Below are 16,857 nucleotides of genomic sequence, written 5' to 3'. Positions count from 1 at the left end.
TGGTGCCGTGTCGCGCGCTTAGCTGGAGCCGGCGCCGTCCTGGCGGACAAAGGCGATGCGCAGCATATTGGTGGCGCCGGGCGTGCCCAGGGGAATGCCGGCGGTGATGGCGATACGGTCGCCAGGGCGGGCAAAGCCTTCCTGGTAGGCGATGATGCAGGCGCGATCGACCATGTCTTCAAGGCTCGCGGCGTCTTCGGTTTGCACGCAATGTACGCCCCAACAGATCGACATGCGCCGGATGGTGCGCTGATTGGGCGAGAGAAGAATGATGGGCTTGGAGGGCCGCTCGCGGGCCGCCCGGATGCCGGTGGAGCCCGAGGCGGTGTAGGTGACGATCGCCGCGAGATCGAGGGTTTCGGCGACCTGGCGGGTAGCAGCCGAGATCGCGTCGGCGGCGGTTGCCTCCGGTTCGGTCTGGGCGGCGCGGATGATGCCGCGGTAATTGGCGTCGCTTTCCACTGCCACCGCGACCTTGTTCATGGTCGCGACCGCTTCCACCGGGTACTGGCCCGAGGCGGATTCGGCCGAGAGCATGATCGCGTCGGCGCCCTCGAACACGGCAATCGACACGTCCGAGACTTCGGCGCGGGTCGGCACGGGCGAGGTGATCATCGATTCCAGCATCTGCGTCGCGACCACCACGGGCTTGCCGTAGCGACGGCACATGCGGATCATTCGCTTTTGCAGGCCCGGTACGGTTTCAAGCGGCAGCTCGACGCCCAGATCGCCGCGCGCGACCATGATGGCGTCGCACAGCTTGATGATTTCCTCGAGGCGATCGATGGCCTGGGGCTTTTCGATCTTGGCCATGACGCCCGCGCGGCCCTGGACAATCTTGCGGACATCGATGATGTCCTCGGGGCGCTGCACAAAGGACAGAGCGATCCAGTCGGCCTCGGCCTTGAGGCCTTCGAGCAGGTCCTTGTGGTCCTTCTCGGTCAGGGCGCCAGTGGGCAGCAGCGTATCGGGCAGGGACACGCCCTTTTTGTCCGACAGCTTGCCGCCATAGACGACTTCGGTTTCGATGGCACCGTCGCCAACCTTGGTGGCGCGCAGCTGGAGCTTGCCATCATCGAGCAGCAGGCGGTCGCCCACCGAAACGCTTTCGATGATTTCCGGGTGGGGCAGGTAAACGCGCTCGACGGTGCCGGGCGTATCGGAGCTATCAAGGATGAATTTCTGGCCGGCGGTCAGCTGGATGCTGCCTTCGGCGAACTTCCACACGCGCAGCTTGGGACCCTGCAGGTCGACCAAAACGCCAAGCGGGTGGTTTAGGGTTTTTTCGACGTTGCGAATGCGCGCCACGGTCTGGTGCAGCACTTCGTGGCTGGCGTGGCTCATATTGATGCGGAACACATCGGCGCCGGCGCGCGCCAGTTCCTCGATCATCTTTTCGTCGTGGCTGGCGGGCCCGAGGGTCGCCACGATCTTCACACGTCGCATACGTCTCATAGCTTGTCCGTTCGGTTAAACTACTGGTTCGCCGGCGGAGGATCCGTCGGCGCCGGGTCCGAAGCCGGGGGCGCATCCGGGGGCGGGACCGAATTGGCGGCAGGTGAACCTGGGGAGGCCGCCGGCGCATCGATGGTCACGTCATCCGGATCAACCACAAGGGCCGGGTCTTCCAGATTTTCCTGGCTGTCCGGGCCCACCACATCGGGAGCGCCCATGTTTTCAGTCAGCTGCAAGGTCCAGTCCGTCTGGTTCTGGGTATCGATTTCAAAGAACCCGGTGCGCTCATAGCCCCGGGCGAGGCAATCCTCAACCCCGAATATCGTGAAGGTTTCGTCACGCGTGCACATGAAGACCGCGCCGTCCCAGGCGCCGCCGCCAATATCATCAACAGCATAGATGTAATAAAAGCGCCGCTCGAGATCGCCTTGGTAAAGTACCCGGCAATCGCCGGACGGGGCCTGCCACCAGCCTTCGCTCATCCAGCCGCGCTCAGCCCGGTATCCAATCGCCACGGACACCAGATTGGCGGTTTCGTTGCAGATGCGCAGATCGGCGCGAGCCGGTGCGGAAAACAGCAGGAAGCTGGAAACCAGCGCGCCGACAAGCGTCAAGCTAAGGCGAAAGAGGTACAAGAGCATGCCGGAATACATCGGAGGACCGTTGGTGTTTGAGCGTATGGTGACCAATAGGTCAATGCATAAACAAGCCTTTGGGCGGAAATAGGCCGGGTATTGCAGAGCAATGCTCCGGCCTGCAGTGGCGTGCGGCCCAGGGACGCAGGTGTGGATTGGCGGCGAAAGCGCTTGAACCCGAACCTGTGCTGCTGTTTGAAGCAGGGTTAAAGCGAGAAGGATGTTTTTATGGCCGAAGATAGTGTTGCCCAGGACCAGCTCCGGGCGTTCGTCGAGCGCATCGAACGCATGGAAGAAGAGAAGGCAGCCATCGCCGCCGACATCAAGGAAATCTATGCCGAGGCCAAGGGGAATGGCTTTGACGTCAAGATCCTGCGGCAGATCGTTCGCATCCGCAAACAGGATGCCAATGAGCGCATGGAGCAGGAAGCCCTGCTGGAGCTTTACATGAGCGCGCTGGGCATGGTGGCGGCACCGCCGGAAGACTGAGGCCAGAACCGGCCCGCCGCCGAGCTTGTCGGCGGCAGGGCCCGATCCATCACCGAATTGCCATAGACCCGATAGCCGCCGCCATGGCGGCTTCGTCATATCCAAGAGCCCGAAGTGCTGCAGTGACGATGCCGGTGCGGTCAAGGCCGGCATCGGCATACATATCAGCCTGAGTGGCGTGTTCCACGAAACGATCGGGGATCATCAGCGGGCGGAAGCGCAGCTTGCCATCGAGCAGGCCATTGCTGGCGAGGAAGGTGGCGACATGGCTGCCAAAGCCGCCGATCGAGCCTTCTTCCAGCGTCAGCATCACATCATGGCTTTGAGCGAGCTGCGTGACGAGTTCCTCGTCTAGCGGCTTCATGAACCGCGCATCGGCAACGGTCGGGTTGAGCCCCAGGGCGGCGAGGCGGTCGGCAGCGGCCAGAGCTTCAGCCAGGCGCGTGCCCCATGAGAGAATGGCGATGGTGCTGCCGGGGCGAACAATACGACCCTTGCCAATGGGCAGGATGATGCCGCGCTCGGGCATATCGACGCCCACCCCATCGCCGCGCGGATAGCGGAAAGCAATCGGGCCGGAGTCATAAGCCACGGCCGTTGCAACCATGTGCTTGAGTTCGGCTTCGTCGGCGGCGGCCATCTGCACGATGCCGGGAATGGCGCCGAGATAGGCGGCGTCGTAATTGCCGGCATGGGTGGGACCATCGGCGCCGACATAGCCGGCACGATCGATAGCGAAGCGCACCGGCAGGCCCTGGATGGCCACGTCATGGACCACCTGGTCATAGGCGCGCTGCAGGAAGGTCGAATAGATCGCGCAGAACGGGCGCATGCCTTCGGTGGCGAGGCCCGCCGCAAAGGTTACAGCGTGCTGCTCGGCGATGCCGACATCAAAGATGCGGCTGGGATAGATTTCGGCAAACTTGTCGAGCCCTGTGCCGGACGGCATGGCGGCGGTAACCGCAACAATGCTGGGATCCTCGGCGGCTTCCTGGATCAGGGATTGGGCAAAAACATTGGTGTAGGACGGCGCATTGGAGGGCGCCTTGGCCTGGGCGCCAGTGATCACGTTGAACTTGGACACGCCGTGATATTTGTCGGCGGCGTCCTCGGCGGGCGCGTAGCCCTTGCCCTTCTTGGTGACGACGTGAATGAGGATCGGGCCTTCATCGGCATCGCGCACATTTTCGAGGACGGGCAGGAGGTGATCGAGATTATGCCCGTCGATCGGGCCCACATAGTAAAAGCCGAGTTCCTCAAAAAGCGTGCCGCCAGTCAGCATGCCGCGCGCAAATTCCTCGGTGCGGCGCGCGGGCTCGTGCAGGAACGAAGGGAGCTTTTTGGCGATGGTCTTGGCCGCTTCGCGGGCACCGCGATAAAGCGGGCCGGACACGAGGCGAGCGAGATAGGCGCTCATGGCCCCGGTGGGCGGGGCGATCGACATGTCGTTGTCGTTGAGAATGACGATCAGGCGGGCATCCATGGCGCCCGCATTGTTCATGGCTTCATAAGCCATGCCCGCGGACATCGAGCCATCACCGATCACGGCCACGACATTGCGCTTGGTGCCCTGAAGATCGCTGGCGACAGCCATGCCAAGGCCGGCAGAAATCGAGGTGGAGGAATGCCCGGCCCCAAAGGGATCATAGGGGCTTTCGGCGCGGCGGGTGAACCCGGACAGGCCACTGCGCTGGCGCAGGGTGCGGATGCGATCGCGGCGGCCGGTCAGAACCTTATGGGGATAAGCCTGGTGGCCGACATCCCAGATCAGTCGATCATGGGGCGTGTCGAACACGGCATGGAGGGCGACTGTGAGTTCGATGACGCCAAGGGCGGAACCCAGATGACCACCAGTCACCGAAACGGCGTCAATGACTTCGGCGCGCAACTCATCGGCAAGCTGACGCAAATCCTCGCGGGGCAGGGCGCGGAGTTCGGCGGGGGTTTGAACGGTATCGAGCAGGGGCGTCGATGGCTTATCGGCCAATGCTGGCTTCCTTTGCCGAACTAAAAGATAGCTCAAGGTTTTACGGGGCGCCGAGAGGCTTTGCAACAAGCCGGCGTGCCTCAGCCAGCCTCTCCCCGGTTGTGGAGAGGCCGGCGGGTGAGGCTAATTGGACGCGGTAAAGCGCGTATGGGTCACGGCCAGCGGCGCATTGCTGGGGGATAGCGCCACCGCGGGGGCCAGTGCCGTTGCCGTATCGACATCATGGGACTGGGCTTCAATCAAGGCGAAGTGATCGGAAGACAGCGGCGCGGGCGCGACCAGAAGGGCTGCGGCATGCTCCAGATCGGGGGCGGTCAATGCGGCAGGCGTTGGCGCGGCAGAAGCCTCGTCCTTGGCGATCATGGCGGCGAGCGCCTTGGCGACAGGTTCGCTTTGCCCCTGAACCGAGTTGAAGGTCGAGGCAAAGAGCGATGCCGTGGAGTCTCGGGCGGGCTCGCCACCCAGCGAGGCGGTCTTCACACCGGCAGCGCCGAGGGGGGGCAGGTTGGGTACCGGCGCGACGGGGGCGGCGGCAACCTGGGCTGCGGTTTCCTGCTCGATGAGTTGCTGGAGCATGTCCTGTGCCTGGCCGTTCTGGCCGAGGGGCGGCAGGTAAGCCGTCATCATGTCAGGCTCGGACGAGCGGCCGGCCTGCAGCGGCGGATGCGGGAAAGGCTGGCTCAGCGCTGCCAGGGCGACCACAGCGGTTTCGCCATTGCCCGCTGGCAGAGTGGAGGCGGTCGCCATCATGAGGGTCGGCGATTTGGTGGCCGGCACTGGTGCGTTCGAGGCGGTGACAAGTTCTGCCTCTGCCAAGGGGGCGCTTCCAACCGTGGAGAAGGGCACCGGTACCTCCTGTTCAGCAACGGCGACCGTGCTCGAGGCAGGCGCGGACATGCTCGCCGGCCGCATCATCGGAATGGGGGGAGCAACGGCGACGCGGGCAGCCGCTTGCGGGGACTGAGCGGCCGCAGCTACTGATGCAACCTGCACCGGAGCGGGGGCTGGCCTGGGCGCGGGCTGGTTGTTGCCCTTGTTGCCGCCAAAGAACATGTCGACCAAAGAATTGCCGGCGCTGGCTACCTGAGTGCCCGAGCCGCCATTGCCGCAGGGCACGGCGCGGCAACGTTGCCATTCGGCCTGGGCGAGGCGATAGCCTTCCTGCGACAAGGGCTTGCCATCGGCAGGCAAGTGCATGGTCCGCCCATCAGGGAACACGTCCTTGAGCTGCGCACGGGTCATGCGTGGCCAGGCGCGGACCGAACCAGTATCAAGGTGAACAAAGGGGCTGCCCGAGCTGGGATAATAGCCAACGCCGCCGACCTGCTTGCGCATCGCGACGGCGCGCAGCTTGGACAGCGAAATGCCTGGGATGAAGAAGTCCATGGCATGGCCCTTGGTGTGCTGGGAGTTTTCGGCAACACCGGAGGAGGTCTGGCGCAACATCTTGTTGGTCGCGGGCGAGCGATAAGCGGAAACGATGTTGATGGGCTGGGTAGCCCCCACTTCCTGGTAGACTTCCCAAACCAGGTCAAACAGGCGTGGGTCCATCTTGGCTGGTTCGTTACGACGCCAATCGCGCAGGAAGCGGTTGAGCTCGTTGAGCCCGGACTGCACATACTGCCCGTTGCGCTTGAAAACGATGCGGGCCGTTTCCTTGGTGTGGGTGTAGTAGAGATAAAGGCTGCGCTCGGAGGCGGCATTGGCCGGAACCACGGCGGCCTGGCCGATCAGGAGCGAAAAACTCAGCAGCGCTGCTGCCAGGAGTCGAGTGCCACGAAGGGCCAGGTTATCCGATTTTACCGCCACGCTAAACACTGCCCGGTTGAAGCTATCTGCATTTCGGATCGTACCGGCCAAGTGACTAGAGTTTGATTAACGCTAACAAAACTCGAACACGATGGCGGCCACTCACGCCAATGTTTAAGGACAAAATCCGGGCCGAACCAAGGCGAAAATGTTGACGAGCGGTTAAGGGGCGCTCGGCTCCACGGGGAACAGGGTAGAAACCCGCCGAAAGAAAAGGCGCCGGCAGAAACTGCCAGCGCCTGATCAGAGATGGTGTTGTGCGGCTCAGGGGCCGACATCGGCAATGGTTTCGGCCATCACCGGTTGAGGGAGCGCTGCGGGCGACAAGCCGAGCGCCTGGATCAGCTTGGTGTCGTGGCCGTAGATGTCGCCATAGGATTGCAGGTTGCCGTCGGCCTGGGGCCGCAGGGTAAAATAGCTGAGATGGACAGGAATCTGTTGCTCGGGGTTCACCCAGCGCTCGCTGGAGCCAAACATGGCTTCGAGCGAGGCCCGGCTGATCTTGGTTTCGTTGGCCATCAGCGCGTCGGCAAACTCCATCGGGTTCTGCACCCGCACGCAACCATGGCTGAGAGCGCGCTGGGAGCGGCTGAACAGAGCCTTTGACGGGGTATCGTGCAGATACACATCGTGCTTGTTGGGGAACAAGAACTTGATCTGGCCCAGGGCATTGCTGGGGCCGGGGCGCTGACGCACCTTGAAGGGGAACGTGTTGCCAACCGCGGACCAGTTCACCTGCCAGGGGCTGACGACGTCGCCGTTATAGATCAGGTCCATGTTCTGGGCGTCGATATAGCCCGGGTTCCGCCAGGTCTTGGGCGCAATCTCGCCTTTGACGATGGAACTGGGGACATTCCAGTACGGATTGACCACGATGTGGCGGATGTTGTCGGAAAACACCGGCGTCTGGTTCTTGACCGTGCCGACGACGACGCGGGTCGTATAGGTTTCCGCCCCGTTCCGGTTGATGGACAGGCGGAACTCGGGAATGTTGACCAGGACGTGGAAATTGCCGAGCTCGCGCGGCATCCAGCGCCAGCGCTCCATATTGGCGATGATCTGCTCACGGGTGGCGGCGTTCCCGCCGTTGAGGGCCGCGACCGTGGCAGGGCCAGCGACGCCATCAGGTTCAAGACCCAGGCCCTGCTGGAAATCCTTGACCGCCTGCACCACGCCCTGGTCGTAAACCAGGGACGCATCGGCCACGAGGCCCAGCCGCTGGCGTATCAGGGGCAGGCGCTCATCGGTCATGCCAGCCTTGAGCACGACCCCGGTCGGAATGGGGGCGGGACGATTAGTGGCATTGTCGTTGAACTTGGCCAGTGCCGCTTTAAGCGCCAGGAATTCGGGATGGGTTGGCTCGAGCTTGGCCAGCACCTTGGCCGGATCCTTGCTGGCCGCCAGTTCCACAAGGAGTGCGCCGGCATCAAGGGTCTTGGGCTCGACATCTAGGTTGGCATCGACGGAGCGAGGAGCGACGCGTCCGGTATAGATGTGGGTCGCATAGCGCAGGGTCGCGGCAGAAAACGCGGTTTCGAGCGCCGCCATGGCGACAGGATCCCCGCCCGTTGCGGGAAGCTGCAGGTCAGGAGTGAGGTAATCGGCGGGATTGAGCCCTTCGGATTCGGCCCGGGCAAACAGATCGAGGATCTGCTGGGCAGCAGGTGAGAACACGACCTGCCCATTGGCCTGTTCGCTCAGCCAGATTGGCTCGAAATAGCGCTCGCCATAAAGAAAGTAGAGCTTCTGCGCTTCGGCATAGGCCGCGGTACCGCGGCCATTGGCTGTATAGGCGGCGGACAGGCTGGCCTTTATGGTTCGCGCCAATGCGCTTTGCGCGGGAGCGATGACAATCCGGGTTGGGGTGATACTCGCTACATCCTGCGCCAGGATGGGAAGAGGGGCGTTGGCGGCAGCAACGGCGAGAAAACAAACCAGGATCTTGTGCATTTGTGCTCCGTGTACGAGGCGTTACGCAGCCCAGCCGTGCCTCAACCCAAGGTCCGGCGGGCCGCCCCATACATCGAAAGCATAAGCATCAAATGTTAACAGGAACAATCACTCGCAATGTTGTGAGCGAGCGATGTGGCTATGGTGCAACGGTCTGCAAGGCCTTGTGCAAAGGACCGCAATCGCTCGGCGATCCGCCATCCTGTCGATGCTGTGCGGTTAAGCGGCGTCGTTAATCAACTGCTCCGCGAGGCCATATTCATGCAATTTGCGATAGAGGGTCGAGCGGCCGATCTTGAGTGCGCGGGCAACACGGGACATGCGCCCGCCATGGTGCTCGATCGCAAAAACGATCAAGGCGCGTTCGATCTCGGCCAGAGCCGCCACATTGCCGGATTCATCGAGGAAGCGGTCTTCGACGGGGCTGGTTTCGAGCATTTCGCGCTGGCGCGGCGGAGCGTTATCGATGTGAACCGGCGCGGCGGGCACCGGCATGGCCGCGAGGGAAAGAATGGCGGCGTCGCGCCCTTGAGCATGGGCCATGATCTGCGGGAAATCGGCCGGCTCGAGGAAGGCTTCCTCGCAGAGCACGGTCGCGCGATAAACGACGTTTTCCAGCTGGCGAATATTGCCGGGCCAGGGATAGCTGGCGAGAAGTTCCAAAGCTTCGGGAGAAATGCCGAGGATGCGTTTGCCAGCTTCAGCGGCAAAGCGCGCAAGGAAGTGGTTGACCAGAGCCGGGATGTCCTCGAGCCGCTGCCGGAGCGGGGGCACGTAGATGGGCAGCACGTTCAGCCGATAATAAAGGTCCTCACGGAACTCGCCCGATTTCGCCAGATTGAGCAGGCGGCGATTGGTCGCCGAGATCACGCGCACATTGACGCGCTCCGGGCGCCCGGCGCCCAGCGGTACGATTTCGCCATCGGCGAGAACGCGCAGCAGCCGCTCCTGGGTGGCGGGAGGCAGTTCGCCCACTTCATCGATGAAGATGGTGCCGGTATGGGCTTCGGCGAACTTGCCGGGGGTATCGGCGAGGGCCCCCGCAAAGGCGCCTTTCTTGAAGCCGAAAAGCACGGCGTCGAGTTGGGAAGGGGAGATGCTGCCGCAGTTGACGCTGATGAATGGCTTGCCGGCCCGATCCCCGCTGCCCCCAATAATGCGGGCGATCAATTCCTTGCCGACGCCGGTTTCGCCTTCGATCAGCACGGGTATGGGATTGCGGGCGGCCTTGCCGCAAAGGGTCAGGACGCGGGTCATCGCCGGTGCACGGCCAATAAGGTCGGCAGCCGAGAAGGTCCCGGCGCGGCGGCTTTGTTCGGCACGGATCGCCGCTTCCAGCGCACCCAGCTTCATGGCGTTGCGCAAGGAGATCACCAGCCGCTCGGGGGCGACCGGCTTGACGAAATAGTCCACGGCCCCGTGGCGCATGGCGCTGACCACGGTTTCCAGCGACGGGTTGGCGGTTTGGACGATCACCGGCGTGGAAAGAGCTTCCCGGCGCATGGTTTCCATCACGGCCATGCCGTCGAGGTCAGGCATTACCAGGTCAAGAATCATCGCACCCAGATTGGGGTCTTCGCGCAAGATCTGCAGGGCTTGTTCGCCGCTGGTTGCGGTGAGTGGCTTGAAGCCGGCCTGATTGGCGACTTCGGCCGTCAGCCGCAATTGCACCGGGTCATCGTCGACCACCAGAACACGCGTCATGCAAAATCCACTTCTCTTGCCAGGCGCTCGAATCGCGCTGTGCGGTTTTGTGGAAGTATGCGGCCGGCAAATTAAGACAGCATTAATCATAATGGCGGGGCGCCATATTGCGGCTGGCACGATAGGCGGCGAAGGCCCCCTTTTCATCCCGTGAGGTGCTGGCTATGGTCCGCCCCTCACCAAGAACCGCGCTGGAGAACCCCGATGACCGAACAAGCCGCGAGCCAGAAGGGGCACAATCAATTGGGTACCTTGCCGGTCTGGGATCTCAACGATCTTTACCCGGGACGCGAGAGCCCTGAGTTTGCCGCCGCCTTGCAGCAGGCCAAGGATGATGCCGCGCGCTTTGAGAGCGACTACAAGGGCAGGCTCGCAGAGCTAACCCGGGCGGGCAAGCTCACCGATGTGATCAAGCGCAGCGAAGCGCTGGCGGATCTGAGTGGGCGCATCGGCTCGTTCGCCTTTTTGCAATATGCGCAGCGATCCACCGATCCCGACCGGGCCAAGTTCATGGGCGACACCAACCAGGCGCTGACGGATCTCTCCACGCGCATTCTGTTTTTCGAGCTCGAGTTGAACCGGATCGAGGATGCCGATCTTGACGCGGCGTTCGAGCGCGATCCGGAACTGGCGCGCTACCGCACCTGGTTCGCCGAGTTGCGCAAGGCCAAGCCATATCAGTTGGACGAAAAGCTCGAGGAGCTGTTCCACGACAAGTCGGTCACGGCCTTTTCAGCCTGGAACCGCTTGTTCGACGAGACCATGGCCAGCCTCGAATTCGAGGTCGATGGGGAAGTGCTCAAGCTCGAGGAAACGCTGCATCTGCTGTCCGAGCCCGAGGAGAAGCGGCGCGAAAGCGCGTTCCATGCCTTGGCCAAGACCTTGCGCGAGAATGGACGCTTGTTCACCCACATCACCAATGTGCTGGCCAAGGACAAGGAAATCTCCGATCGCTGGCGCGGCTTTGAGGACATTGCCGACAGCCGGCACATGGCCAATTCGGTGGAGCGCGAAGTGGTGGATGCGCTGCAATCCGCCGTCCAGGGGGCCTATCCACGGCTGTCGCACCGCTACTACAAGATGAAGGCCAAGTGGTTCGGTAAGGACCAGCTCAATGCCTGGGACCGCAATGCGCCCTTGCCGACGAGCGACGAGCGGACCTTTGATTGGGAAACCGCCAAATCTACCGTGCTGGAGGCCTATGGCCGGTTTTCGCCTGACCTGGCGGAAGTCGCAGCGCCGTTTTTCGATAGTGGATGGATCGACGCTCCAGTGGGCAATGGCAAGCTCTCGGGCGCCTTTGCTCATCCCACGGTGCCGAGTGCGCATCCCTATCTGATGCTCAACTATATGGGCCGCTCGCGGGACGTGATGACGCTCGCCCATGAGTTGGGTCACGGTGTCCATCAAAGGCTGGCGGCGGCGCAGGGGCCGATCCTGAGCAATACGCCGCTGACCCTGGCCGAGACGGCGAGTGTCTTCGGTGAGATGCTGACCTTCCGGTACCTGCTGGAAAAGACCACCGACCCCAAGCAGCGCTTTGCCCTCTTAGCCTCCAAGGTGGAGGACATGCTCAATACGGTGGTGCGGCAGATTGCCTTTTACACGTTCGAGCGCCGGGTGCACACGGCACGTCGGCAGGGTGAGCTGCGCACTGAGGAAATCAACGCCATCTGGCTGGAAGTGCAAAAGGAATCGCTGGGTGAGGGGATCATCCCCAATGAGGGTTACGATATCTTCTGGGCCTATGTGCCGCACTTCATCCACTCGCCCTTTTATGTCTATGCTTATGCCTTCGGTGACTGCCTTGTGAACTCGCTTTACGCGCAGTATGAGAAGGCCGACGAGGGCTTTGCGGAGCGGTATTTCGAGCTGTTGAAGGCTGGTGGATCCAAGCACCATACGGAACTGCTGGCGCCATTCGGGCTTGATGCCAAGGATCCGCAGTTCTGGTCGCTGGGACTTGGCATGATCGAGCGACTGATCGACGAGCTGGAAAGCACGAGCCCCTGAACGCCTCCGGGCAGATGAACACGACGAATTTCGAGGACCAAATGGCCGCAGAAGACCACCCAGCCCATTCCCACCTGCATCCACCGCTTCAGCATGAATCGGCGATGGACTATTCCCAGCATGAGTCGACCTATGCGCGCTTTGTGACGCTGGTGAAGTGGACGACGATCTCGATCGCGGCAGTGATCGTGCTGCTCTACATCTTCGTGAGGCCGTAAGCGGCAACCTGCTCTAGTAGTGCGGAGGAGGGGGTTCGGAGCGGGGATCAGCGATAAAGCCACCCGCCCGGACTTGCTCCTCCAGCACGGTGAGCCGACGAGTGAGCCCGTCAATCACGCGCCACTGCTCGGTGATGGTGGCATTCAAGTCTTCGATGGTCTGATCCTGGAAAGCGACACGCGTTTCCAGTGCCTCCAGACGCGCTGACGAATCGAGCTCAGTCGTCACGATATTCTCCCAGAAGTGTACCAGCAGGGCATGGTATGGGCGGGCGTTAATGGTCCCTTCACGAGGGCGTGTTTCCCAAAAAGGAACTCCTAAGGCCCCGCGGCCATTGGTTTGCAAGAATTTAGCAACCAGTGAGAGCCAAAATGGCCACCTTCACGGCAGTTACCCACAACTTTCCTTCGCTGCTCGATGCCGATCGGCATGACGGGATTGGCGCGGGACTGAGCGCTGCCCTCCCGCTGCTGGGTCTGGTTGCTGCCTATGGTGCTGCCGAAGCGCTTGGTGTCCAGCCGGTACTGCATGCGCCATTGGGCCTACCGGAGTGGACGGGTGCTTTGGCGCTCGCCATCAGCCTGCCGCTTTGGGGCGCTGCCCGGTGGCTGGTGGCCGGGCGTGGCTATGAAGGGCGCTCAGCGGCGCGCTGGATTGTTGCGTTGATGGTCGGCGCGATCCTTGCACCATTCCTGCTGACCGTGGCCGATCCCTTCATGAGCACGGTTGTTTCCATGGTGCTGATGCTGATCGGTCTGGCGGCCGCCGGGCGTGCCGCAAGCGTCTCGGGCCGCGCCACGCTGCTGGTGCTGCCAGGCCTTGCGTGGCTGGGCTTTGGCGCCGTTCTTGGCTTTGGCGTGGTTGCCGGCGGCTGGTCGCCGCCATTTGCGGTCACCCAGGGTGGCGACGCGTAATTGATGGCAGTGGGATTGTCCCCCGCTCCATTTCGCGCGACATGATGGCAAACAACGGGCCGCGTTGGCTCAAGGATTTGCCATGTCACCTATCCTCAAAATTGATGTGTTCACCGATGTCGTGTGCCCCTGGTGCCTTGTCGGCTCCGCTCGGCTCGATCAGGCCGTGGCGGCACTGCCCGACGACATCGACGTCATCATTGAAAATCACCCCTTTTACCTCGATGCCAATACGCCCGCCGAGGGCGTGGATGTTGGCGAAATGCTGCGCCAGCGTTATGGCCGTGACCCCGCCGAGATGTGGGAGCGAGTGGAAAGCGAAGCGCTCAAGGCAGGGATCGAGCTTGATCTCTCCCGCCAGCCGCGGATGTATCCGACGGCAAAGGCCCACACCATAACCCGGCTGAGCAAGCCGCTCGGCATTCAGCACGAATTGGCCAATGCCATAGCCGAGGCCTATTTTCTCGAGCACCGGCAGATCTTCGATGACAATGTGCTGGCCGACATCGCGGCCTCGTTCGGGTTTGACCGGGGCGATGCGCTTGATGCCATGAATGATGAGCACGAGCTGGCAATCACCCAGCAGTTGGCTGAGCAGGCGGCAGCCCAGGGCATTACCGGGGTGCCCTTCTTTGTGTTCGGCGAGAAATATGCCCTGTCCGGTGCGCAGCCCCCTGAGGTGTTCGCCCAGGCCTTGGACAAGACCATTTCGGAGTTCTAGATGCGGATTGTTGGGAGATTGGTTGCCGGGCTGGCGGTGCTGGTGGTGCTCGGCTATGCCGCCATTGTCGGGTATATGTATTTCAACCAGCGCAGCCTGCAGTACTTCCTCGAAGGGGAGGTGACGCCACTTGAGGCGGCGGGAATCGCCGGGGCCGAGGCGGTGGCGATTCCCTCAGGCGATGGCGTGGTCAATGGCTGGTACAAGGCGCCTGAGCCGGGCAAGCCGCTGATCGTTTATTACAAGGGCAATAGCGGCAGCTTTTCGGCCGAGAATGAGCGCTTCGCACAATGGGCGTCGGAAGGCTTTGGGTTCCTAGCATTTGATTATCGCGGCTTCCCCGCTTCCCCTGGTTCGGTGAGCCAGGATAGCATTCTAACCGACGCCTTGGCCGCGTTCGACTGGGCCGCGGGCAAAGGCTATCCCGTTGTAATCTGGGGGAGATCTCTGGGGTCAGGGCCGTCGACCTATGTCGCGAGCGAGCGGGATGCGGCGGCGTTGCTGCTGGAAACGCCGTTCCTGTCGGCGGTGACGGTAGCCGGGGAGCGCTATCCAATGCTGCCGGTGTACTGGGTGATGCAGGACCAGTTCCCCGTCAATGAGTGGATCACGGATGTGGCCGAGCCGGTGCTGGTGGCGCATGGAACTGCGGACACGACCATAGATGTCAGCAATGGCCAGAGGTTATACGAGCTTGTTCCCAACAAGGATGAGCTGTGGATCGAGCCCGGCGGGACCCATGTGGACCTGTGGGAGCGGGGTATCTGGCCCGAGCATGCGCGGCCGTTCTTTGAGCGGGTGGTCCCTGCAGCCGGAGGCTGAAGGGCCAAAAGCATAACGCCGCCCCGAAAGGAGCGGCGTTATGAACGCATTATGAATGAATTCTGAACGACTTAGGTGCGGGGCAGCGTGCTTGCGCTTGGGCGAGCGGGCTGACCGGGACGTGCCGTTGGAGTTGGAGCGGGCAGACCGCCTTCACGCTGGGCGCGCTTACGAGCCAGCTTGCGAGCGCGGCGCACGGCCTCGGCCTTCTGACGCGCCTTCTTCTCGGAGGGCTTCTCGTAGTAGTTGCGCAGCTTCATCTCGCGGAAGACGCCTTCGCGCTGCAGCTTCTTCTTGAGCGCGCGCAGCGCCTGATCAACGTTGTTATCGCGAACGACTACTTGCAAAGGTCAACCGCCCCTTAAAGCCTGGTGAAATATGATTGGATGGAAGCGCCGCGACTAAATAAAGCCACGTCGCCGACCAGCAGGGCCGGTCACCGTGGGGGCTCTATAGCCCAACCCCGCGGACTTGTCCACCTTTGCAAGCGAAAAAGCCCAAGTTTAGGGCCGGTCCGGCTGCAACAGGCGATTGATATGGCCCATCTTGCGACCGGGCCGCGTTTCCAGTTTGCCATAAAGGTGAGGCTGGGTGAAGCCTTGCAGCGAAGTGGGCACCCGGCCGACCTCGTCACCCACCAGATTCTCCATGACGACATCGGCGAGTCGGGCGGGATCGCCGAGCGGCCAGCCGAGAATCGCCCGGATGTGCTGCTCGAACTGATCGGTGAGGCACACCGCCTCGGTCCAGTGACCGGAATTATGTACGCGCGGCGCGATTTCGTTCACCAGCAGGGTAGGGCGCGACTCGCCTGGGACAACAAAGAACTCGACACCCAGCACGCCGACATAATCGAGGGCGACGACAATCGCTTTGGCGATCATGCCGGCATGCTTAGCGAGCGCGGGGGGAATCGCCGCCGGTACGGTGCTGGTGGCGAGGATGTGGTTGCGGTGCACATTCTCGGCCGGCTCGTAGCTGCGCACCTCGCCGGAAAGGCTGCGGGCAACAACGACAGAGATCTCCTGGCTGAAGGGGATGAAGGCCTCGAGCACGAGCGGCTTGGGGGCGAGCGCAGCAAAAGCCTCGGCAGCTTCGGCGCGATCACGCAGCACCCGCTGCCCCTTGCCGTCATAGCCGAGGCGGGTGGTCTTGAGCACGGCGGGGAAACCGAGCTCGGCCATGGCGGTTTGCAGTTGATCGAGTGATTCCACTGTCCGATAAGGGGCTACCGGTATGTTCTTGGAGGCAAGGAAGGCTTTTTCGGCCAGGCGGTCCTGCGACACGGCCAGTGCCTGAGCGCCCGGGCGCAGGGGCCTCCGCTCAGCGAGAAAGGCTGCAGTCGCGGCGGGGACGTTCTCGAACTCGTAGGTGATCACATCGACGGCATCGGCGAAGGCCGCGAGCGCCACTTCATCGTCATAGGCGGCGACGGTCTTGTGGGGGGTTACCTCGAAGGCGGGACTATCGGGGTCGGGGCAGTAGATGTGGGTGCGCATGCCCAGGCGACTGGCGGCAAGCGACAGCATCCGGCCGAGCTGACCACCGCCAAGGATGCCAATGGTGGTCCCGGGCGGCAGGGGCGTGGTGTCGGGCATGATCTACTCGGTGTCGGTGGGGAAAAGCGGAACGGAAGCGGTCTGGTTGGCGCGATAGGCATCGAGCCGTTCAGCAAGCTCGTCGTCATGCAACGCCAATACGGCAGCGGCGAGGAGGGCGGCGTTGATGGCGCCGGGCTCACCGATGGCGAGGGTGCCGACCGGGATGCCGCCGGGCATCTGCACAATGGACAGGAGGCTATCCTGGCCCGAAAGCGCCTTGGAGCGCACCGGCACGCCAAACACGGGCAGCGGGGTCATGGCGGCGATCATGCCGGGCAGGTGGGCGGCGCCGCCAGCGCCGGCAATGATGATCTGGAAGCCATCCGCGCGGGCTGTGGTGGCGAACTCGACCAGGCGTTCGGGCGTGCGGTGCGCGGAAACGATGCGCGCCTCATATTCCACATCCAGCGCTTCAAGCGTTTCGGCGGCAAGGCGCATGGTGGGCCAATCGGACTGGCTGCCCATGACAATCGCAACGGCTGGTTTGGTGAGCATGGCCTCGGTCCCCCCGCGGGCTGCACAAAGGCCGCTCCTAGCC

General features: G+C 62.7%; 16 protein-coding genes. 6 read left to right on the top strand and 10 right to left on the bottom strand.

Annotated elements, in window-relative coordinates:
• Positions 1 to 18: 18 nt before the first annotated feature.
• Both pyk and HRQ64_RS15740 read right to left on the bottom strand, forming a co-directional pair.
• Entirely contained in the window at positions 19 to 1,455 is a 1,437-nt protein-coding gene (gene pyk, locus HRQ64_RS15745) for a pyruvate kinase (protein ID WP_127754006.1), read from the bottom strand.
• Between the two features lie 20 nt (positions 1,456 to 1,475).
• Positions 1,476 to 2,096: a DUF1036 domain-containing protein gene (locus tag HRQ64_RS15740; protein WP_248307066.1), complete on the bottom strand. Its 621-nt coding sequence runs from the start codon at positions 2,094 to 2,096 to the stop codon at positions 1,476 to 1,478.
• Positions 2,097 to 2,318: 222 nt separating this feature from the next.
• On the opposite strand from HRQ64_RS15740, the gene HRQ64_RS15735 reads away from it, so the two are divergent.
• Positions 2,319 to 2,579 (top strand): DUF2312 domain-containing protein, encoded by a 261-nt coding sequence (locus HRQ64_RS15735; RefSeq protein WP_127754004.1) that lies wholly within the window; start codon positions 2,319 to 2,321, stop codon positions 2,577 to 2,579.
• A gap of 49 nt (positions 2,580 to 2,628) precedes the next feature.
• On the opposite strand, the gene dxs is transcribed toward HRQ64_RS15735, so the two are convergent.
• From dxs to HRQ64_RS15715, 4 genes are all read right to left on the bottom strand, one after another.
• On the bottom strand, positions 2,629 to 4,566 hold the full coding sequence (dxs, locus tag HRQ64_RS15730; protein WP_127754003.1) for a 1-deoxy-D-xylulose-5-phosphate synthase: 1,938 nt from the start codon (positions 4,564 to 4,566) through the stop codon (positions 2,629 to 2,631).
• A 123-nt stretch (positions 4,567 to 4,689) separates the two neighbouring features.
• Positions 4,690 to 6,375, bottom strand: a complete 1,686-nt coding sequence (locus HRQ64_RS15725; RefSeq protein ID WP_349236714.1) for a DUF882 domain-containing protein — start codon at positions 6,373 to 6,375, stop codon at positions 4,690 to 4,692.
• Between the two features lie 264 nt (positions 6,376 to 6,639).
• Positions 6,640 to 8,325 carry a L,D-transpeptidase family protein gene (locus HRQ64_RS15720; RefSeq protein ID WP_172124170.1) on the bottom strand — a complete coding sequence of 562 codons (1,686 nt, stop codon included), beginning with the start codon at positions 8,323 to 8,325 and terminating at the stop codon, positions 6,640 to 6,642.
• 219 nt (positions 8,326 to 8,544) lie between these two features.
• Entirely contained in the window at positions 8,545 to 10,029 is a 1,485-nt protein-coding gene (locus HRQ64_RS15715) for a sigma-54 dependent transcriptional regulator (RefSeq protein WP_172124168.1), read from the bottom strand.
• A 204-nt stretch (positions 10,030 to 10,233) separates the two neighbouring features.
• Here HRQ64_RS15715 and HRQ64_RS15710 point away from each other — a divergent pair, with 204 nt between their 5' ends.
• Both HRQ64_RS15710 and HRQ64_RS15705 read left to right on the top strand, forming a co-directional pair.
• Positions 10,234 to 12,042, top strand: a complete 1,809-nt coding sequence (locus HRQ64_RS15710; protein ID WP_172124166.1) for a M3 family oligoendopeptidase — start codon at positions 10,234 to 10,236, stop codon at positions 12,040 to 12,042.
• A gap of 14 nt (positions 12,043 to 12,056) precedes the next feature.
• The gene (locus HRQ64_RS15705; RefSeq protein WP_248307065.1) at positions 12,057 to 12,260 is read left to right on the top strand and encodes an aa3-type cytochrome c oxidase subunit IV; all 204 of its coding nucleotides are present in this window, start codon (positions 12,057 to 12,059) and stop codon (positions 12,258 to 12,260) included.
• A gap of 13 nt (positions 12,261 to 12,273) precedes the next feature.
• Here HRQ64_RS15705 and HRQ64_RS15700 read toward each other — a convergent pair whose 3' ends face one another.
• Complete coding sequence (locus tag HRQ64_RS15700) at positions 12,274 to 12,489, bottom strand: SlyX family protein (RefSeq protein WP_172124164.1); 216 nt, start codon at positions 12,487 to 12,489, stop codon at positions 12,274 to 12,276.
• A gap of 143 nt (positions 12,490 to 12,632) precedes the next feature.
• On the opposite strand from HRQ64_RS15700, the gene HRQ64_RS15695 reads away from it, so the two are divergent.
• From HRQ64_RS15695 to HRQ64_RS15685, 3 genes are all read left to right on the top strand, one after another.
• Positions 12,633 to 13,175 carry a tryptophan-rich sensory protein gene (locus HRQ64_RS15695; protein WP_127753996.1) on the top strand — a complete coding sequence of 181 codons (543 nt, stop codon included), beginning with the start codon at positions 12,633 to 12,635 and terminating at the stop codon, positions 13,173 to 13,175.
• An 82-nt stretch (positions 13,176 to 13,257) separates the two neighbouring features.
• Complete coding sequence (locus tag HRQ64_RS15690) at positions 13,258 to 13,896, top strand: DsbA family oxidoreductase (RefSeq protein WP_172124162.1); 639 nt, start codon at positions 13,258 to 13,260, stop codon at positions 13,894 to 13,896.
• Complete coding sequence (locus HRQ64_RS15685; protein ID WP_172124160.1) at positions 13,897 to 14,718, top strand: alpha/beta hydrolase; 822 nt, start codon at positions 13,897 to 13,899, stop codon at positions 14,716 to 14,718. It abuts the gene before it with no gap.
• A 71-nt stretch (positions 14,719 to 14,789) separates the two neighbouring features.
• Here the strand turns inward: HRQ64_RS15685 and rpsU are convergent, their stop codons facing one another.
• From rpsU to purE, 3 genes are all read right to left on the bottom strand, one after another.
• The gene (gene rpsU, locus HRQ64_RS15680) at positions 14,790 to 15,065 is read right to left on the bottom strand and encodes a 30S ribosomal protein S21 (RefSeq protein WP_127753993.1); all 276 of its coding nucleotides are present in this window, start codon (positions 15,063 to 15,065) and stop codon (positions 14,790 to 14,792) included.
• Positions 15,066 to 15,221: 156 nt separating this feature from the next.
• Positions 15,222 to 16,316 (bottom strand): 5-(carboxyamino)imidazole ribonucleotide synthase, encoded by a 1,095-nt coding sequence (locus HRQ64_RS15675; RefSeq protein WP_172124158.1) that lies wholly within the window; start codon positions 16,314 to 16,316, stop codon positions 15,222 to 15,224.
• 3 nt (positions 16,317 to 16,319) lie between these two features.
• Positions 16,320 to 16,814 (bottom strand): 5-(carboxyamino)imidazole ribonucleotide mutase, encoded by a 495-nt coding sequence (purE, locus tag HRQ64_RS15670; RefSeq protein ID WP_127753991.1) that lies wholly within the window; start codon positions 16,812 to 16,814, stop codon positions 16,320 to 16,322.
• Positions 16,815 to 16,857: the final 43 nt, after the last annotated feature.

Origin of the sequence: Devosia sp. 919, assembly GCF_013185965.1 — a bacterium.
Lineage (GTDB): Bacteria > Pseudomonadota > Alphaproteobacteria > Rhizobiales > Devosiaceae > Devosia.
The sequence above is the reverse complement of the archived record's forward strand: the minus strand, read 5'-3'. Positions and strand labels throughout refer to the sequence as shown.

Coding starts and splice junctions, on each gene's coding strand:
- pyk (WP_127754006.1), bottom strand. CDS start 1,455: ATGAGACGTATGCGACGTGTGAAGATCGTGGCGACCCTCGGGCCCGCC.
- HRQ64_RS15740 (WP_248307066.1), bottom strand. CDS start 2,096: ATGCTCTTGTACCTCTTTCGCCTTAGCTTGACGCTTGTCGGCGCGCTG.
- HRQ64_RS15735 (WP_127754004.1), top strand. CDS start 2,319: ATGGCCGAAGATAGTGTTGCCCAGGACCAGCTCCGGGCGTTCGTCGAG.
- HRQ64_RS15720 (WP_172124170.1), bottom strand. CDS start 8,325: ATGCACAAGATCCTGGTTTGTTTTCTCGCCGTTGCTGCCGCCAACGCC.
- HRQ64_RS15715 (WP_172124168.1), bottom strand. CDS start 10,029: ATGACGCGTGTTCTGGTGGTCGACGATGACCCGGTGCAATTGCGGCTG.
- HRQ64_RS15710 (WP_172124166.1), top strand. CDS start 10,234: ATGACCGAACAAGCCGCGAGCCAGAAGGGGCACAATCAATTGGGTACC.
- HRQ64_RS15705 (WP_248307065.1), top strand. CDS start 12,057: ATGAACACGACGAATTTCGAGGACCAAATGGCCGCAGAAGACCACCCA.
- HRQ64_RS15695 (WP_127753996.1), top strand. CDS start 12,633: ATGGCCACCTTCACGGCAGTTACCCACAACTTTCCTTCGCTGCTCGAT.
- HRQ64_RS15690 (WP_172124162.1), top strand. CDS start 13,258: ATGTCACCTATCCTCAAAATTGATGTGTTCACCGATGTCGTGTGCCCC.
- HRQ64_RS15685 (WP_172124160.1), top strand. CDS start 13,897: ATGCGGATTGTTGGGAGATTGGTTGCCGGGCTGGCGGTGCTGGTGGTG.
- HRQ64_RS15675 (WP_172124158.1), bottom strand. CDS start 16,316: ATGCCCGACACCACGCCCCTGCCGCCCGGGACCACCATTGGCATCCTT.
- purE (WP_127753991.1), bottom strand. CDS start 16,814: ATGCTCACCAAACCAGCCGTTGCGATTGTCATGGGCAGCCAGTCCGAT.